Annotated in this window: 14 protein-coding genes; 5 read left to right on the top strand and 9 right to left on the bottom strand. The window is 73.1% G+C overall.

All coding sequences use genetic code 11. The features are described 5' to 3' along the window. Positions 1–11: 11 nt before the first annotated feature. A complete protein-coding gene (locus ACWGJM_RS25660) occupies positions 12–1,355 on the top strand; it encodes an amidase (protein ID WP_453414046.1) in 1,344 nt (447 codons plus the stop codon). A gap of 8 nt (positions 1,356–1,363) precedes the next feature. On the opposite strand, the gene ACWGJM_RS25655 is transcribed toward ACWGJM_RS25660, so the two are convergent. Both ACWGJM_RS25655 and ACWGJM_RS25650 read right to left on the bottom strand, forming a co-directional pair. Next, positions 1,364–1,849: an N-acetyltransferase family protein gene (locus tag ACWGJM_RS25655; protein WP_453414045.1), complete on the bottom strand. Its 486-nt coding sequence runs from the start codon at positions 1,847–1,849 to the stop codon at positions 1,364–1,366. 61 nt (positions 1,850–1,910) lie between these two features. Then, positions 1,911–2,084: a hypothetical protein gene (locus ACWGJM_RS25650; protein ID WP_361807911.1), complete on the bottom strand. Its 174-nt coding sequence runs from the start codon at positions 2,082–2,084 to the stop codon at positions 1,911–1,913. A gap of 359 nt (positions 2,085–2,443) precedes the next feature. Here ACWGJM_RS25650 and ACWGJM_RS25645 point away from each other — a divergent pair, with 359 nt between their 5' ends. Continuing rightward, positions 2,444–2,974 carry an ATP-binding protein gene (locus tag ACWGJM_RS25645; protein ID WP_453414044.1) on the top strand — a complete coding sequence of 177 codons (531 nt, stop codon included), beginning with the start codon at positions 2,444–2,446 and terminating at the stop codon, positions 2,972–2,974. Between the two features lie 101 nt (positions 2,975–3,075). After that, the gene (locus tag ACWGJM_RS25640) at positions 3,076–3,483 is read left to right on the top strand and encodes a hypothetical protein (RefSeq protein WP_453414043.1); all 408 of its coding nucleotides are present in this window, start codon (positions 3,076–3,078) and stop codon (positions 3,481–3,483) included. A gap of 225 nt (positions 3,484–3,708) precedes the next feature. On the opposite strand, the gene ACWGJM_RS25635 is transcribed toward ACWGJM_RS25640, so the two are convergent. The 3 genes from ACWGJM_RS25635 to ACWGJM_RS25625 form a co-directional block, all read right to left on the bottom strand. Beyond that, on the bottom strand, positions 3,709–5,202 hold the full coding sequence (locus ACWGJM_RS25635; protein WP_453414042.1) for an SDR family NAD(P)-dependent oxidoreductase: 1,494 nt from the start codon (positions 5,200–5,202) through the stop codon (positions 3,709–3,711). Positions 5,203–5,952: 750 nt separating this feature from the next. Then, entirely contained in the window at positions 5,953–7,311 is a 1,359-nt protein-coding gene (locus tag ACWGJM_RS25630; RefSeq protein ID WP_453414041.1) for a wax ester/triacylglycerol synthase family O-acyltransferase, read from the bottom strand. A gap of 152 nt (positions 7,312–7,463) precedes the next feature. Further along, entirely contained in the window at positions 7,464–9,785 is a 2,322-nt protein-coding gene (locus tag ACWGJM_RS25625) for a GH92 family glycosyl hydrolase (protein WP_453414040.1), read from the bottom strand. Positions 9,786–9,960: 175 nt separating this feature from the next. Between ACWGJM_RS25625 and ACWGJM_RS25620 the strand changes: the two genes are divergently transcribed. Beyond that, positions 9,961–10,338: a hypothetical protein gene (locus tag ACWGJM_RS25620; protein WP_453414039.1), complete on the top strand. Its 378-nt coding sequence runs from the start codon at positions 9,961–9,963 to the stop codon at positions 10,336–10,338. A gap of 4 nt (positions 10,339–10,342) precedes the next feature. Here ACWGJM_RS25620 and glgC read toward each other — a convergent pair whose 3' ends face one another. The 3 genes from glgC to ACWGJM_RS25605 are packed head-to-tail and all read right to left on the bottom strand — an operon-like array spanning position 10,343 to position 13,581. Next, positions 10,343–11,563, bottom strand: a complete 1,221-nt coding sequence (gene glgC / locus ACWGJM_RS25615) for a glucose-1-phosphate adenylyltransferase (RefSeq protein ID WP_453414038.1) — start codon at positions 11,561–11,563, stop codon at positions 10,343–10,345. A gap of 51 nt (positions 11,564–11,614) precedes the next feature. Then, positions 11,615–12,766 carry a glycogen synthase gene (gene glgA / locus ACWGJM_RS25610; RefSeq protein WP_453414037.1) on the bottom strand — a complete coding sequence of 384 codons (1,152 nt, stop codon included), beginning with the start codon at positions 12,764–12,766 and terminating at the stop codon, positions 11,615–11,617. A 38-nt stretch (positions 12,767–12,804) separates the two neighbouring features. Then, positions 12,805–13,581, bottom strand: a complete 777-nt coding sequence (locus ACWGJM_RS25605; RefSeq protein WP_453414036.1) for an IucA/IucC family C-terminal-domain containing protein — start codon at positions 13,579–13,581, stop codon at positions 12,805–12,807. Between the two features lie 228 nt (positions 13,582–13,809). Here ACWGJM_RS25605 and ACWGJM_RS25600 point away from each other — a divergent pair, with 228 nt between their 5' ends. After that, a complete protein-coding gene (locus ACWGJM_RS25600; RefSeq protein ID WP_453414035.1) occupies positions 13,810–14,994 on the top strand; it encodes a DMT family transporter in 1,185 nt (394 codons plus the stop codon). Here ACWGJM_RS25600 and ACWGJM_RS25595 read toward each other — a convergent pair. Further along, the gene (locus tag ACWGJM_RS25595; protein ID WP_453414034.1) at positions 14,984–16,150 is read right to left on the bottom strand and encodes a transglycosylase family protein; all 1,167 of its coding nucleotides are present in this window, start codon (positions 16,148–16,150) and stop codon (positions 14,984–14,986) included. The genes ACWGJM_RS25600 and ACWGJM_RS25595 overlap by 11 nt on opposite strands. Positions 16,151–16,189: the final 39 nt, after the last annotated feature.

Raw genomic sequence — 16,189 nt, 5'->3', positions numbered from 1 at the left:
CAGGAGCGCCCGTGACCAGCTGGGTCGGCCGGACCGCCGCCGAGATCGCCGCCGCCGTACGGGACAGGCGGGTCACGCCCCGCGAGGTGGTGGCGGAGCACCTCGCCCGGATCGAGCGGCTCGGCGCCCGCACCGGCGCGTTCCGGACGGTGCGGGCCGAGGCGGCGCTCGTCGAGGCGGACGAGGTGGCGGGCCGCACGGATCTGGCGGAACTCCCGCTGGCCGGCGTGCCGGTGGCCATCAAGGACAACCTGGCCGTTCTCGGCGAGGCGACCCGCAACGGCTCCGCCGCGACCTCTCAGGAGCCCGCGGCCGGCGACCATGTCACCGTGGCCCGGCTGCGGGCGGCGGGCGCGGTGGTCGTGGGGCTGACGAACGTACCGGAGCTGTGCGTCTTCGGCACCACCGAGGGCGTGCACGGCACCGCGCGCAACCCGTGGGACCTGTCGCGGACCGCGGGAGGTTCCTCCGGCGGCAGCGCCGCCGCGGTGGCCGCGGGCCTGGTGCCGGTCGCCCTCGGCAACGACGGTATGGGCAGTCTGCGCATCCCGGCCGCCAACTGCGGCCTGGTCACGCTGAAGCCGGGGCACGGGGTGGTGCCGGCGGGCATCGGCGACGGCGACTGGTTCGGCATGTCCGAGAACGGGCCGCTGGCGACCACGGTCGAGGACCTGCGGCTGATGCTGTCGGTCCTCGCGGACGCGGAGTTCGGCCGCCGCGCGGACCCCGCCCCGCTCGGCATCGCCGTCTCGCTGCGCAGTCCGCTGCTCGGGGTGAGCATCGGGAAGCCGTACACGACCGCGGTCCGGGAGGCGGCAGGGCTGCTGGCCGGGGCGGGGTACCGCCTGCGGTGCGCCGAGCCGCCGTATCCGGCGACGCTGGGCGTCACCGCGCTGACGCACTGGACGGCGGGCACCGCGGTGGACGCCCAAGGCCTGGACCCGGCGCGGCTGGCCCGGCGGACGCGGGTGCACGCGGCGGTCGGGCGCCGCTTCGTCCGCACGGTCCGCACCGGCGGGCAGCGGGAGCGGCTGCGGCGCCGCCTGGAGCCGTTCTTCGCCGAGCACGACGTGCTGCTCACCCCGGCCCTCGCCCGGCGCTCACCCAAGGCCGGGCCCTGGCACGAGCGGGGCTGGCTGCGCAATGTGCTGGCCAACACGAACTACTCGCCGCTGACCCCGCCGTGGAACCTGACCGGCTGGCCGGCGATGTCCGTGCCCTTCGGCACTCTGCCCTCCGGCGCGCCCTGCGCCGTGCAACTGGTCGCCCGTCCGGGGTCCGAGGGGGTGCTGCTGGAGGTCGCGGAGCAGTTGGAGGGCCTGCGTCCGTGGCAGCGGACGGCACCGATCGGCTGACGCGCCGCTCAGCGCAAGGACTTGTACATGATGTGCAGGCCGACCCGGCCGCGCCGGGGGTGTTCGAACGCCTCAGGGACCGTGCCGATGATCCGGAAGCCCAGGGACGTCCACAGCTTGAGGGCGGGATTGGTCTCTACGACGGCGTTGAAGACCATCGCCCGGTATCCGGCGGCCCGTGCGGCGGCGAGGACGTGTTCGGCGAGGGCGCGGCCGACGCCACGGCCTCCCTGGTCGGGGTCGACCATGAAGCCGGCGTTGGCGACTCCGGCGGCGGGACCGCCGTAGTTGGGGGTGAGATAGGCGGAGCCGACCACGGCTCCGCCGGGATCCTCGGCTACGTAGACGCGCTTGGCCGGGCCCATCCACAGGGCCCGGGCGGCCTCCTCCGAGGTGTCCGGGTCCCATGCGTACGTCTCGGCTGCGGCGACGATCCGGTGCCAGATGGGCCAGATGCGTCGCCAGTCGTCGGCCACGGCTTCCCTGATCAGCATGGGCGCCAGTCCCGCACGCCCATGCCTTCGGCGATCGCGACGGGTCGGACCCCGCGGAGGGTCAGTCCACGCTCGGCAGGATGTGGGGTTCGGCGAGGTCGTCCTCGTAGCCCGCGAGGCGGATCGGGGCGGACCTGGCCCACACGTCGAGGCTGCCGAGCTCCGCGGGCCCGCGGCCCGCGCGCTCGGTGCGTTCCTTGGGGCGCTGATCGCGATTCGTCTTCTCCGGTGTCACCGCGCACTCCTTATGTGTCGGGTCACCCTCGGGGCGTACCGGACAGTCTGTGATCCGCCGCCTGACGCCCGCTCGGGTCTGGATGGAAGGCCAGTTCGGACGCGGTGGCGCCGGTAACTCGTACGGACCATTGGGTGTGGGTGGAACCCCGTGCTGCTGTCCGCCTGCTCCAGACTAACCAAATGAGCGGGGGTCCGCTCGATAGGGAATGCAAACAAGGAGTAACTTTCGTGCGTCACCTGGTCACCCATCGGCCGACTATGCACCCAGTTGCCATACGGTGCACCTTTTGGCGCTCACCAGATCGGCTTACGTAATCGAGCCTATTTTCGATTATTATTTCGCTAGCATCAGGCTCCATGATCGTATGGATCAACGGCACCCATGGTGCGGGCAAGACGACGACCAGTGCACTCGTGCAGCCACTGATCCCGGATTCGCGGGTGTTCGACGCCGAGAAGGTCGGGGAGACGCTCATGGACATCAAGCCGGGGCTGCCCTGGACGGGCAACTTCCAGCACTGGCCGCCGTGGCGGCCGCTCGTCGTCGAGACCGCCCGCCGCGTACTCGACTACACCGGCGGCACCCTGGTGATGCCCATGACCGTCCTGGTCGAGCAGTACTGGCGCGAGATCAGCACGGGCCTCGCCCGGCATGCCATCCCCGTACGGCACTTCGTCCTCCACGCCGACCAGGACACCCTCCGCGGGCGCATCGAGGGGGACACCGATCTCGGCCCCTCCTCGTTCCGCCTCGAACACCTCGAGCCCTACGCCGAGGCGGCCCGCACATGGCTGCACGCCGAGGCCGAGGTCGTCGACACCACGCACCTCACGCCCGCCCAGGCCGCCCAGCGGATCGCGGAGTCCGTCAAGCACACGGACGGCTGAACGAGGCACACGTCGCGCAGTTCAAGTGCCGTTGGCCGAGTCGAAAGCCGGCCATGATCTGCTGGCGGGCGGCAACGGCTGTCTCGCGGGAGGACTGACGCATGGAGCTGCGCAGCGTCGAGGAGCTGATGGATCTGCTGTACGCCTGCCGGTACGACCCCGGGCTGCGCACCGCCGCGCTGCTGCGCCGCGCCCGGCCCGCCGACAAGGAACTCCAGGTGGCCGGGCTGGTCTCGGGCATCGGACGGCTGCTCGTGCCCGGTGACCGGGCGGGGCAGGCGCACGCCGCGGCCCGCGCGGTGCGCTCACTGCTCGGGGAACGGGTCTGCCGGCTCGTGCGCGGGCAGCCCGGCGACGACGGTCCCTGCGGCGGCGACGATCTGCTGCGCCTGCGTCACGCCGCCGAGGAGGGCGCGGCCGTCGCTTTCGACGCCGGGGTCCTGGAGGACTGGCGCACGGTGCTGGAGCTGGTGGCGGCGCGCAACTCCCGCCTGGGGGCGGTCGAATGACGCCCGCGGACACGACGGGAAGCGCCGGGTGCCCGAGGTCGGGTCGGTGACGCGGTTTGCCCCCCGGGGGGCCACAGGCCCGAGTGGTGGACCTGTGTGGAGTCGAACCACGAAGAACGCGTTACCTGCGCACCGGGCACTTCGGCGCTTCGTGCCCCACGGTAGGGCGCCGCTGCCCGAACAGGTCAACGGTTTGTTTCCCGTCGGGCCTGTTCGGGCGCCGTATCACCACTTGCCCGGCAGGTAGTCCTTCAGGAAGACGCCGTACAGGTCCTCGCCCGCCTCGCCGCGCACGATCGGGTCGTAGACGCGGGCGGCGCCGTCGACCAGGTCGAGGGGGGCGTGGAAGCCGGCCTCGGCCAGGCGCAGCTTGTCGTAGTGCGGACGCTCGTCGGTGATCCAGCCGGTGTCGACGGAGGTCATGAGGATGCCGTCGGACTGGAACATCTCTTGGGCGCTGGTCCGCGTGACCATGTTCATGGCCGCCTTGGCGGCGTTGGTGTTCGGGTGCCCGGCACCCTTGTAGCCGCGGCCGAAGACGCCTTCCATCGCCGAGACGTTGACGACGTACGCACGGCCGCCGGCGGCCTTCTTCGCGGCGTCCGCCATCGCCGGGCGCAGGGCGCTGATCAGGATGAACGGCGACGTGTAGTTGCAGAGCTGGGTCTCCAGCAGCTCGACCGGCGAGATCTGGTCGATGGTCTGCACCCAGGTGTTGGTCTCGACGACGTCGGGGACGAGGCCGCCCGCGTCGATGGCGGTGCCGTCGAGGTGCCGGGCGACGCTGGCGTTGCCCGCGACGAGCGCGAGGTCGGCGACCTTCTGCGCGTCCAGGCCGCTGGTGCCGAGGGGCAGTGCGGCGATGCCGTCGACGGCGCCGGAGCCGAAGGCACCGATGACGTGGTGGGCGGGGAGCTCCCCGGCGGGCAGCGGGGCGCTCTCGCCCTCGATCAGGGCCGCGTACGCGGAGGGCAGGCGGCGCACGGTCTGCGTCGCGTTGTTGATCAGGATGTCGAGCGGGCCCGCCGCCGCGACCTGCTCGGCGAGGGCCACGGCCTGCGCCGGGTCGCGCAGGTCGATCCCGACGACCTCCAGCCGGTGCATCCAGTCCGCCGAGTCGTCCATGGCCTTGAAGCGGCGGATGGCGTCCTTGGGGAAGCGGGTCGTGATCGTGGTGTGGGCGCCGTCGCGCAGCAGCCGCAGCGCGATGTACATGCCGATCTTGGCGCGGCCGCCGGTGAGCAGCGCGCGCTTGCCGGTGAGGTCGGCCCGGGCGTCGCGCTTGACCCGGTTCGTACGGGCGCAGTCCGGACAGAGCTGGTGGTAGAAGTAGTCGACCTCGACGTACCGGGACTTGCAGGTGTAGCAGGAGCGCGGGCGCTGGAGTATCCCCGCGATCCTGCCCTCCTCGGTGATCGACGAGGGCAGGATTCCCTCCGTCTCGTCGTCGATGCGCTGGGCGGAGCCGGTCGCGGTGGCCTCGGTGACCGCCTTGTCGTGGGAGGTCTTGGCGGCCCGGCGCTCCTGGCGGCGGCGCTGCTTGACCGTGCGGTAGATGCCGGCCGTGGCCCGGCGCACCGCGATGGCGTCGGGGTGGTCGACCTCCAGCTTGTCGAGCTCCTCGAGCACACTGAGGCAGACGGCCAGGCGCTCGGGGTCGATGCCGGGGCCGTAGACCGCCTCGTCCTCGGCCATCGGGCCGTCCTGTGTCACCGTCATCGCGCTGCCGCTTCCCTGATCACTTGCCAGCGCTCCGACTCGCGCCCGCTTTCGAACGGCGGATTTTACGGCAGCGCAGCCCCCCACCGCCAAACCGCTCCGCTCGGGTCGCACGGCCGCGGACCATCACCCCCGCCCCGCCCGGGCCGTCGGGACCTGTCCGGGCCCGAGGCCCGCCACGGCCTCGCCGGCGGCGACGCCCCGACCGGGCACGCCCGGCTCACCCGGGCGAACGGATCCGTCACCGCCCGGGTGAGCCGGAACCCACCGGCCGGGACCGGCTCTGAGCTGGGAGTACGGACACGGGACCTGTCCGAGCCGACCGGTCCAGGCCCGGTACCGCCACGGCGTCGGCGACGAGGCCACCCGCCGCGGCGGACGACCGACCCGCGGCGGGTGGCGACGCGCACGGCAGCGGCCGGGCCCCGCCGCCGAACCCGGCCCGCCAGGGGTCGCACGCCGCGCTCAGCGTCTCCACCTCGTCCGTCACCGCCCGGGCCGAGCCCGCCAAGACCGACGTGGCCGCAACGGACGGCGGCCCGCGACGAGCCGCCACCCGCACGACAACAGCCGCCCCCCGCCCCCGAACCCACCCGGCCAGGGGGGCACGCCGCGCTCAGCGTCTCCACCTCGTCCGTCACCGCCCGGACCGAGCCCGCCGAGATCCGACGTGGTCACAACGGACGGCAGCCCGTGACGAGCCGCCACCCGCACGACAGCGGCCGCCCCCCCGCCGCCGAACCCGCCCCGTCAGGGGTCGCAGACCGCGATCAGGGTCTCCACCTCGTCCGTCACCGCCCGGGCCAGCCGGTCCAGGTCCGGTACCGCCTCGGCGTCGGCGACGAGGCCGTAGTGGACGTGGCCGCGGAAGGTGGAGATCGCGACGGCGAGGGACTGGCCGGGGGCGAGCGGGGCCAAGGGGTAGACCGCGGTCAGGGGGTGTCCGCCGAGCCGGAGGCCGAGGCCGGGCAACGGCACGCTGGTGACCAGGATGTCGAACCACAGCCGGGCGGCCTGGCCGACGAGCGGTCCGCCCAGCCGGTGGCCCAGCGCGGGCACGTGGTCGGCGAGCAGCGCGACGGCGCCCGCGCCCCGGTTGGGACCGGCGTCCTTGTTGCGGTCCATCGCCGTACGCACCCGGGCGAGGCGGGCGAGCGGGTCGGGGTCGCCGACCGGAAGCCGTATCAGGTACCCGGAGAGCCGGTTGCCCTGTGGCTGCGCGGTGCGCGGGCGGCGCCGGGAGACCGGGATAAGGGCGCGCGGCGCCACGCCCTCGCTGCCGTCGCCGCGCTCGTCCAGCCAGCGGCGCAGGGCGCCCGCGACGACGGCGATGAGGACGTCGTTGACGGTGCCGCCGACGGCCTTGCGCACCCGGTGCACGTCGTCGATGTCCAGGTCGACCCCGGCGGTGCACCGGGTCCCGCTGGAGCCGGAGGCCAGCGCCGCGGAGGAGGCCACGCCCAGGGTGGACAGGGCGACGGAGGCGCCGATGTCCAGGGCCCGGCCCACGTCGGACAGCGTGCCGCGCAGCACGCCCGGCAGCCGGCCGGGAAGTCTGCGCAGGTCGGCCAGCAGCCCGCGCGGTGGCTCGACGGGGCGTGGGCGGCGCTCGGGCAAGTCCATCGGGTCCAGCACGGCGGCGGCCAGCGTCAGCGCCCTGAGGCCGTCGGCCAGCGCGTGGTGGAACTTGAACAGGACCGCGAAGGAGACCCCGTCCTCACCGGGCAGGACGTGTGCCTCCCAGGGCGCCCGGGCGCGCTCGAGCGGGCGCTCCATGAGCCGGCCGGCCACGGCGTGGAAGTCGCCGGTCGGGGCGTGCAGCCGCACGTGGTTGAGCGGGTCGAAGCCGGGGTCCGCCTCACGGGCCGCGCCGCCGAAGGAACTCAGCCGGCCCGGCCGGCGCAGGTCGAGCGGCTGCCACACGTCGCGGATGCGCATTCTGAGGCCGGGCACGGCGGCGGCACGGGCGGCGAGCAGGTCGGCCGCGTGGGCGCCGGCGGTGGGCGAGTGCGCGGAGAAGACGCCGAGCGCACCCAGGTGCATCGGGTGCCGGTCGGACTCGATGTTCCAGAACGCCAGATCGAGAGGAGCGAGCGGGTCGGAAGTCAATGGCTTGCCTCGCGTCGACGACGGGTGGGGGTGAGTCTGAAGTCAATCCTCCCTAGGCGATTACGGTCAAGTACGGTCTGGCTACGCTCAGTTAACAGCAGATTAAGTCCCGCCCCTCGCGAAACGGGGCGGGACACACGGGACGCCTGAGGTCACTTCAGCACCGGAGGTGCCGCCTGGGGTGACGTACCCCACTCCGACGGGCGCGGGCCGACCGTGAACGCCAGGGAGCGCAGGGAGCGCAGCTCACGGGTCGTCAGGTAGGTCCGGCCGTGGACCGTAGCGTCCGCGCGCACCGCCTGGACGTAGCGGTCGGTCGCCGAGGTGCCCGGCGCGGTGACCGTGAGGGTGCCGCCGGGCCAGTAGCGGCGGTCCAGGGTGAGGTCGACCCGGTCGAACACGGGCGTGGACAGTCCCCAGGTGCCGTATCCGGGCTGCACCGGGAAGATCCCGATCGACGACAGCACGTGCCAGGCGGACATCGTGCCCAGATCGTCGTTGCCGGTCATGCCGGTCGGCGTGTCGGTGAACAGGGTCAGCGCCGCGTGCACCACGTCCGTCGTCTTCCACGGCTCGCCGGTCGAGAGGTAGGTGTACGGCGCGATGAGGTCGGGCTCGTTCTGCGGGTTGTACTTGTCCGCGTGGTAGTAGTCGTAGGCACCGCCGTGCACCCACACCTCGCGCGCGGTCCGGGCCGGGTCCGCGAGCAGCCTGTCGTAGGCGAAGAACGCGTCGAGCCGGTCGTTCGCCGCGCGCTCGCCGCCGATCAGGCCGACCATGCCGGGGATGTCCTGCGGCACCAGCCACTGGTACTGCCAGGCGGTGCCCTCGTGGAAGCCCACGCTGCCGGCCGGGTCGGCCGGGCCGGTGAACGCGCCGGAGGCGTCCCGGGCCCGGAAGAAGCCGGTCGAGGGGTCGAAGACGTTGCGGTAGCTACGCGACCGGGCCGCATAGCGGGCCGCGTCCTCGCGGTGGCCGAGGCTCCGGGCCATCTGCGCGAGCATCGCGTCCGAGAGGGCGTACTCCAGGGTGACGGAGGCTCCCTCGTGGTAGTCGGAGTCGCCCGGCTTCGTGCGCGGACGGTCCTTGATGTACGGCGCGAAACCGCCCGCGAGGTACTCCGCGTTGGCCTCCCGGCCCACACCCGGGTAGCCGGCGGGCGGCACACCGTCGGCGTTCTTCCGCAGCGCCCGGTAGGCCCGCTCCTCGTACCCCTTGAGCAGGCCCGTCTGGTAGGCGGTGGTCAGGAAGGGGGTCACCGGGTCGCCGGTCATGATGTTCGTCTCGACGGGCCCGTAGCCCCACTTGGGCAGCCAGCCGCCGTCCTCGTCGATCCTGACCACCGAGATCGCCATATCCCGGGCCTCGCGCGGCGCGAGCAGGGCGAGGAGCTGGCACTGGGTGCGGTAGGTGTCCCACAGCGACCAGTTCTGGTAGTACGTGAAGCCCTCGGCCCGGTGGATCCGCCGGTCCCAGCCGGTGTAGCGGCCGTCCGCGTCGCTGCCGGTGTTCGGCGCCAGGAACGAGCGGTACAGGGACGAGTAGAAGGTGCGGCGCAGGGTCGCGTCACCGCCCCGGACCCGGACCGCGCCGAGCCGGCGCTCCCAGGCCTGCCGGGCCCGGTCGCGGACGGCGTCGAAGGGGCGTCCGCCCTCGGCGCGCAGATTGACCTCGGCGCCGCGCGCGTCGACGTACGACAGTGCGGTGGTCGCCTCGACGGTGCGGTCCCCGGTGGTGTCGAAGCGTACGTAGGCGCCGCCGTGCCCGGCCCGGGAGCCCGCGGTGACCGTGGTGCCGTCCCAGGTGCCGTACGCGGTGAAGGGCCGGGAGAAACGGGTGACCGTGTACACGGTGTACGGGCCGGTCTCCCGGCAGAAGCCGTGTCCGGTGATCGCGGTGCGCACGGTCCGGTCGTCGAGGATCTCCACCGAACTGGTGACCGGCTTGTGCAGCGCCTGCGCCGCGTTCAGCAGGACGTTGGCGTGGTCGGTGGCGGGGAAGGTGTAGCGCTGCACGCCGGTGCGCTCGGTGGCCGTGAGCTCGGCCTCGATCCCCGAGTCCAGGCCGACCCGGTAGTAGCCGGGGCTCGCCGTCTCGTCCTCGTGCCGGAAACCGGCCGCGTACCGGGCGTAGTCGGTCCGCGTGACCTCGCCGGTGGTCGGCAGCACGGGCAGGTCGCCGCCGATGCGGCAACCGACGCCCGAGAGGTGGACCAGGGAGAAGCCGCGGACGCGGTCCTGGGTGTGGTCGTAGCCGGTGTTGTGCCCGGTGTCGGGCGAGAGCTGCACCATGCCGAAGGGCACGGCCGCGCCGGGGAAGGTGTTGCCCTCGTTCTGGGTCCCGATGAAGGGGTTGACCAGGTCGGTGAGGTGGCCGTCGGGCGGCTCTGCGGCCCGCGCGGCGGGGGTGGCGAGCAGCGCGGACGCCGCGATCACCCCGGCCAGGCACAGCCGCGGGCGCCGGGTCCCTCTCATGTGACCTCCGGAGGTTCGACATCGTTGTCCGCATCCTGCGGGCCGGAGGCCGTGAAGCCGGGGAGGGCGCGCGGATCGCGCGGAACGCGTCGCGCGCCAACAATGGAGGCAGCCCCCTCGGCGGAGGGAAGACGGCACCGAAGACGGCACCCTCAGCGGGAAGAAGGCGAGGACGATGCCGAAGGTTTCCAGGGACACGGCCACGCAGGGCGGCGACTACGGCCCGGTGGTCGACCACTCCGAGGACCTCGAGCCCTACACGGTCGACTTCCTGACGTTCCGCGAGGACGTCGACCACACCCCGCTGCTGCGGGGACTGCCCGAACACTGCTGCCAGTGCCCGCACTGGGGGTACGTCTTCAAGGGCGAGCTCACGTTCCGCTACCCCGACCACGACGAGGTGTACCGCGGCGGGGAGGCCTTCTACGCCCCGCCGGGGCACGTGCCCGTGCACACCGAGCCGGGCAGTGAGTACCTCCAGTTCAGCCTCGCCGAAGACCTGCGCCGGACCAGCGAGGTGACCATGACCCACTTCCCGCCGCTGACCGGCTGAGCCGCTACGACACCCGCTGCCCCTTGCCGAGCGCGATCACCCCGCCCTTGGACACGGTGTACAGCTCCGCGTCCCGCTCCGGGTTGACGCCGATCGTCGCGCCGGGCGGCACCTCGACGTTCTTGTCGAGTACCGCCCCGCGCACGACCGCGCCCCGGCCGATGCGGACGTTGTCGTGCAGTACGGAGCCCTGGACGACCGCGCCCGGGTCGACCCGCACACCCGGGGACAGCACGGACCGGGTGACCTGGCCGCGGATCAGGCAGCCCGCGCTGATGATGGACTCGCTCGCGATGCCGCCGGCGTTGAAGCGGGCGGGCGAGAGCTGGCCGGAGTGGGTGTAGATCGGCCACTGGCGGTTGTAGAGGTTGAAGGCGGGGCGCTCGGCGATCAGGTCCATGTGGGCGTCGTAGTAGGCGTCGAGGGTGCCGACGTCCCGCCAGTAGCCCTGGTCGCGGATGGTCTCGCCGGGGACGTGGTTGGCGCTGAAGTCGTACAGCTGCGCCTCGCCGCGGGCGGTGAGCTGGGGCAGGATCGAGCCGCCCATGTCGTGCACCGAGCTGTCGTCCTCGGCGTCCCGGTGGAGGGCCTCGATCAGGGCCTTGGTGGTGAAGACGTAGTTGCCCATCGAGGCGAAGACGCACTCCGGGTCGTCCGCGAGGCCCGGCGGATCGGCGGGCTTCTCCAGGAAGCGCTCCACGGTCTGCCCGTCGGAGCCCGGGGTGATCACGCCGAAGGAGGAGGATTCCGAGCGGGGGACGCGGATCCCGGCCACCGTCACGCCCGCGCCGCCCTCGATGTGCTGCCGGAGCATCTGCCGGGGATCCATCCGGTACACGTGGTCGGCGCCGAACACCGCGACGTACTCGGGCCCGTCGTCGTGGACCAGGTTCAGCGACTGGAGGATGGCGTCCGCGCTGCCCAGGTACCAGCGCGGGCCGAGCCGCTGCTGGGCCGGGACCGGGGTGACGTAGTTGCCGAGCAGGCTGGACATCCGCCACGTGGTGGTGATGTGCCGGTCCAGCGAGTGCGACTTGTACTGGGTCAGCACGCAGATGCGCAGGATGTCGCCGTTGACGAGGTTGGACAGTACGAAGTCGACGAGGCGGTAGGTACCGCCGAAGGTGACCGCTGGTTTGGCCCGGTCCGCGGTCAGCGGCATCAGGCGTTTGCCCTCTCCGCCCGCCAGTACGATTCCGAGCACCGAAGGTCCGCCACGACGCATGGCCGCTCCCCTCACCGTGGTTGACACCATGCCTGCCCCGGGTGGCGCGGGCTAAGCCTGCTTGAGGATCTCCTCGTACAGCCGGACCGTACGCCGGGCCACCGCGTCCCAGCCGAACTCGCCCACCGCGCGCTCCCGCCCGGCCTCGCCCATCCGCCCGGCCGCCTCCGGATCGCCGAGGACGGTGTCCAGCGCGCGGGCGAGCCCCGTCTCGAAGTCGTCGTCGGCCGCCACGAGGAGACCGGTCACACCGTCCTCCACCACCTCGGGGATGCCGCCGACCCGGGAGGCCACGACCGGCGTACCGCAGGCCATCGCCTCCAGATTGACGATGCCGAGCGGTTCGTACACCGACGGGCAGACGAACACGGCGGCGTGCGTGAGGAGTTGGATCACCTCAGCGCGCGGCAGCATCTGCGGGATCCAGTGCACGCCCGCGCGGACGCGGCTCAGCTCCTGGAACAGGTCACGGAACTCCCGGTCGATCTCCGGGGTGTCGGGCGCGCCCGCGCACAGCACGACCTGCGCCGCGGGGTCGATGTCGCGGACCGCGCGCAGCAGGTGGGGCACGCCCTTCTGGCGGGTGATGCGGCCGACGAACAGCACGTAGGGCCGGTCCGGGTCGAGGCCGACGCGGCGCAGCACGTCGGTGCCGGGATCCGGCCGGTACAGGGTGGTGTCGATGCCGTTGTGCACGACGTGCACGCGCGCCGGGTCCAGCGCCGGGTAGCAGCCGAGGATGTCCTCGCGCATGGCGCCCGACACCGCGATCACCGCGTCGGCGGCCTCGACCGCGGTGCGCTCCGCCCATCCGGACAGGGCGTACCCGCCGCCGAGTTGCTCGGCCTTCCAGGGGCGCAGCGGCTCCAGCGAGTGGGCGGTGACCACGTGCGGGACGCCGTACAGGAGCTTGGCGACATGGCCCGCGAGGTTGGCGTACCAGGTGTGGGAGTGGACGAGCTCGCGGCCCTCCAGGGCGCCGGCCATGGCCAGGTCCACCGAGAAGGTGCGCAGCGCGTCGTTGGCGCCGTCCAGCACGGACCACGGCCGGTGGCGCACGACGCCGACCCCGCGGCCCTCGCCCCAGCAGTGCACCTCGAGGTCGACCAGGGGCCGCAACTCCCGGGCCAGGAACTCGACGTGGACTCCCGCACCGCCGTACACGTCCGGGGGGTACTCCCGGGTCAGCAGTCCCACTCGCACCGGCAACTCCCTGGTCTCACACGGCCGGACCTCCATGGTCACCCAGATGCGGCCCGTGGGGAAGGGCGCGGCGGTCGTGGGAAACAACAGTCACCGCAGACACCGCCGCCCGGCACCCGGTAGTAGAGGCAGCAGCTGCGGCGCCGGAAGGCGGTTCCGTCGAGGGTGCCGGTGGTGCTCAGCAACGGGTGGGTGAAGAGGGCAGCGGTGAGCGTACGGGCCCGGTCGGCCACGTCCGTACGGCCGTTCGTCCGCGCCCACCGGTCGAGTTGGCGGGCCGCGCCGGCCAGCGCGGAGCCCGCGTTGCCCCACAGCAGTCCCGTCGCGACCCCGTAGCGGGCCCCCAGGGCGTCCCCCAGGGGCTCGAGGTGGCCGTGCAGTACGGCGTCCGCGAGCGCGTCGGCGTCCGCTGGGTACGGGTCCGACGGCAGCGGGCGCACGTCGGTCAGCCACAGGTCGTCGGGGGCGGTCGCCGCGAAGTCCCAGAGCAGCAGCGCCGGGTCCAGGTCGGGGAGGCGGCCGTACAGAGCGGCACAGCCGAGGGCCGCCGACCACAGGCGGGCCGCGAGTCCCTGGTGGGCGATCGACGCGGAGACCCGCGGCTCGGAGGCGCGCAGCCGGCGTGCGACGGTCTCGACCCGCGTGGTCAGGGCACTTCGCCGCACGTGGGATGCCGTGCCCGCGTAGGTCTGCGCGAGCGTCGGCAGCGGGCCGGGCGGGGCCGCGCCGGTGCCAGGACAGGTCCTGGCGGTCGTGCGCAGGACGAAGAAGCCGCCGAGCGGGCGGAGCGCGGCGAGTTGGGGGTCGAGGTCCACGGACGAGAGTAGTACCAGGGCCGGCACAGGCCCGGTCGAGGCGGCCTCCACCCTGCGTCGCCCACCCTGGGGAGGATCGGGCGCCACGCATACTCCATCGGCAGTAGGACCCATCGCCTGCTCAGGGACGACGACGGGAAGAACCCGAGCGGGCAGAGTGTTCCTCATGGAAGCCGACCGTTCGCCACGCCGGGCCCCGGGCCCCCGCCCCACGCAGAGGAGCCGTTGATGAGCGCCCTCGCGTTGTCCGTGCTGCTGTCGTTCGTCTCCGCCGTCGCGTACGCGGGCGGGGCGATCGTGCAGGAGCAGGTGGCGCTGGCTTCCCCCGACGGGCAGTACGCGCCGCTGCGCCGCCCGAGTTGGTGGGCGGCGCTCGCGCTGAACGGCCTCGGCGGAGTGCTGCACGTCGTCGCGCTGGCCTACGGTCCGCTCAGCCTGGTGCAGCCGCTGGGCGCGCTGACCATCGTCTTCGCGCTGCCCATGGCCGCCCTGTTCGTCGGCCGCAGGGCCGGGGCGACCGCCTGGCGCGGTGCCGTCATGGCCACCGTAGGCCTGGCCGGCCTGCTCTCCCTCGTCGGCACCTCCGACGGTCACGCGCTGGACGCGGCCCAGCGGGTCGGCGTCGCGCTGGTCACCGGCGGGGCGGTCGTCGCGCTGATGATCGCCGGCCGCGCCGCGCACCGGCACCCGGCGGTACGCAGCCTGCTGCTCGCCACCGGCTCCGGCATAGCCTTCGGCATGTCGTCGGTGTTCACCAAGACCGTCGCGGTCGACTGGACCGACGGGGTCTCGGCGGCGGACCTGCCCTCCCTGGGGATGATCGGCGTCTTCGCCGTCGCCGGCGTGCTGCTGTCGCAGGCCGCCTACCGGGGCGGCGGCCTCACGGCGCCGCTCGCCACACTCACGGTGGTCAACCCCGTGCTGGCCGCCGCGGTCGGCATCACGATGTTCGGCGAAACCTTCCGGTACGGCGCCACGGGTACCGCCCTCGCCCTGAGCTGCGGGGTGGTGGCGGCCGGTGGCCTGATCCTGCTGACGACGGAACGGCTGGAGCACGCTCCGCACGCCGACGAGACGGCGGCGGAGGCCGTGGCCGGGCCGGAGCTGTCGTCGGCACCCGAGCTGGTGCCGGAGCCCGCGGCCGACAGGGTCGCCGAGCCGGTGTCACCGCTCGGCGACCTCGGGGAGGGGGCCCTGGCGTTTCCCCAGCAGCGCACCTCGGAGCCCCTGGGCGACGCGGCCCAGGTCGACGCCGTCGACGCCGTACTGGCGGACGCCGTCGTGCCGGACACCGTCCCGGACGACGTCGAGAGCCTGGCCGACGACATCGAGATCCTGATCCCCGCCTCCTACGCGGGCCTGTACGTCCCGCTGCCGGTGCTCGAACGGCACCGCGCGCGGGTCAGATCCTGACGCCGCCGGCCCGGAGGTAGGCGACCGGGTCGACGTCCGTACCGAAACCGGGCCCCGTCCGCACCTCGAAGTGCAGATGCGGTCCCGTGACGTTTCCGGTGGCCCCCGAGCGGCCGATGCGCTGGCCACCGCTCACCGACTGGCCGGCCTTCACGGAGATGGCCGACAGATGGGCGTACTGCGTGTAGCGGCCGTCGGAGTGCCGGATCACGACCTGGTAGCCGAACGAGCCGCCCCAGCCCGCGGCGACCACATGACCGGCCGCGACCGCCTTGACGGAGGTGCCGGTGGGCACGGGGAAGTCGACGCCGGTGTGGTAGCCCTTCGACCAGTGCGAACCGGCGGCGTGGTAGGGCGTGCCCGTGGCGGCGGCGACGGGGGCGACGATCGAGTGGCTGCTCGTGGACGTGGAGTGGCTGTGGTGCGTGGGCGCCTTCTTCTGCGAAGGCTCCTTCTTCTTCGCCGACTTGGCCGGGGCGCGGGTGTCGGCGGCCGGGGACGCCTTGGCGTGCAGGCTCAGCCGCTGCCCGGGGATGATCAGGTCGGGATCTGATCCGACGGTCGTGCGGTTACCGGCGTACAGCCGCTGCCAGCCGCCCGGCAGGTGCTGCTCGGTGGCGATCTGGGAGAGCGTGTCTCCGTGCACCACCGTGTACATCTCGGCCTTGCCCGCGCGGGACTGCGGAGTCGTCTGCGGCTGGACGTCCTTCACGGAGCTGTGCGTGGTCTTCGCCGGGCGGGCCGCGGCGCCGTCCGGGTGGACGCCGGGCGTGCCGCCGCCCCGGCTGAGGCCGGCGTGTACCGAGCAGACCGGCCAGGCGCCGGGTCCCTGCCCGTCGAGGACCTTCTCGGCGACGGCTATCTGCTGGTCCCGGGTGGCCAGGTCGGCGCGGGCCGCGTACGCGGTGCCTCCGTAGGCCTCCCAGGTGGACTGGGTGAACTGGAGCCCGCCGTAGTAGCCGTTGCCCGTGTTGATGCTCCAGTTGCCGCTGGACTCGCACGCGGCGACCTTGTTCCAGGTGGCAGCGTCCGCCGCGTCCGCGCTGCCGGCGGCGACGAGGGGGATGGCGAGGCCCGCGCCGCCGGCGGTGACGGTGAGCGAGGCGCGGTTGATCCTGTTCGGCTGATACCGGCGGTGCCGGCCGCGTACGGCCATGTCTCAAGCCCCCTAGCCATGCGTCAGGAGCGGCAAAAG

This window comes from Streptomyces sp. NPDC054834 (assembly GCF_053611185.1).
This window is presented reverse-complemented; position numbering and strand designations above follow the sequence as displayed.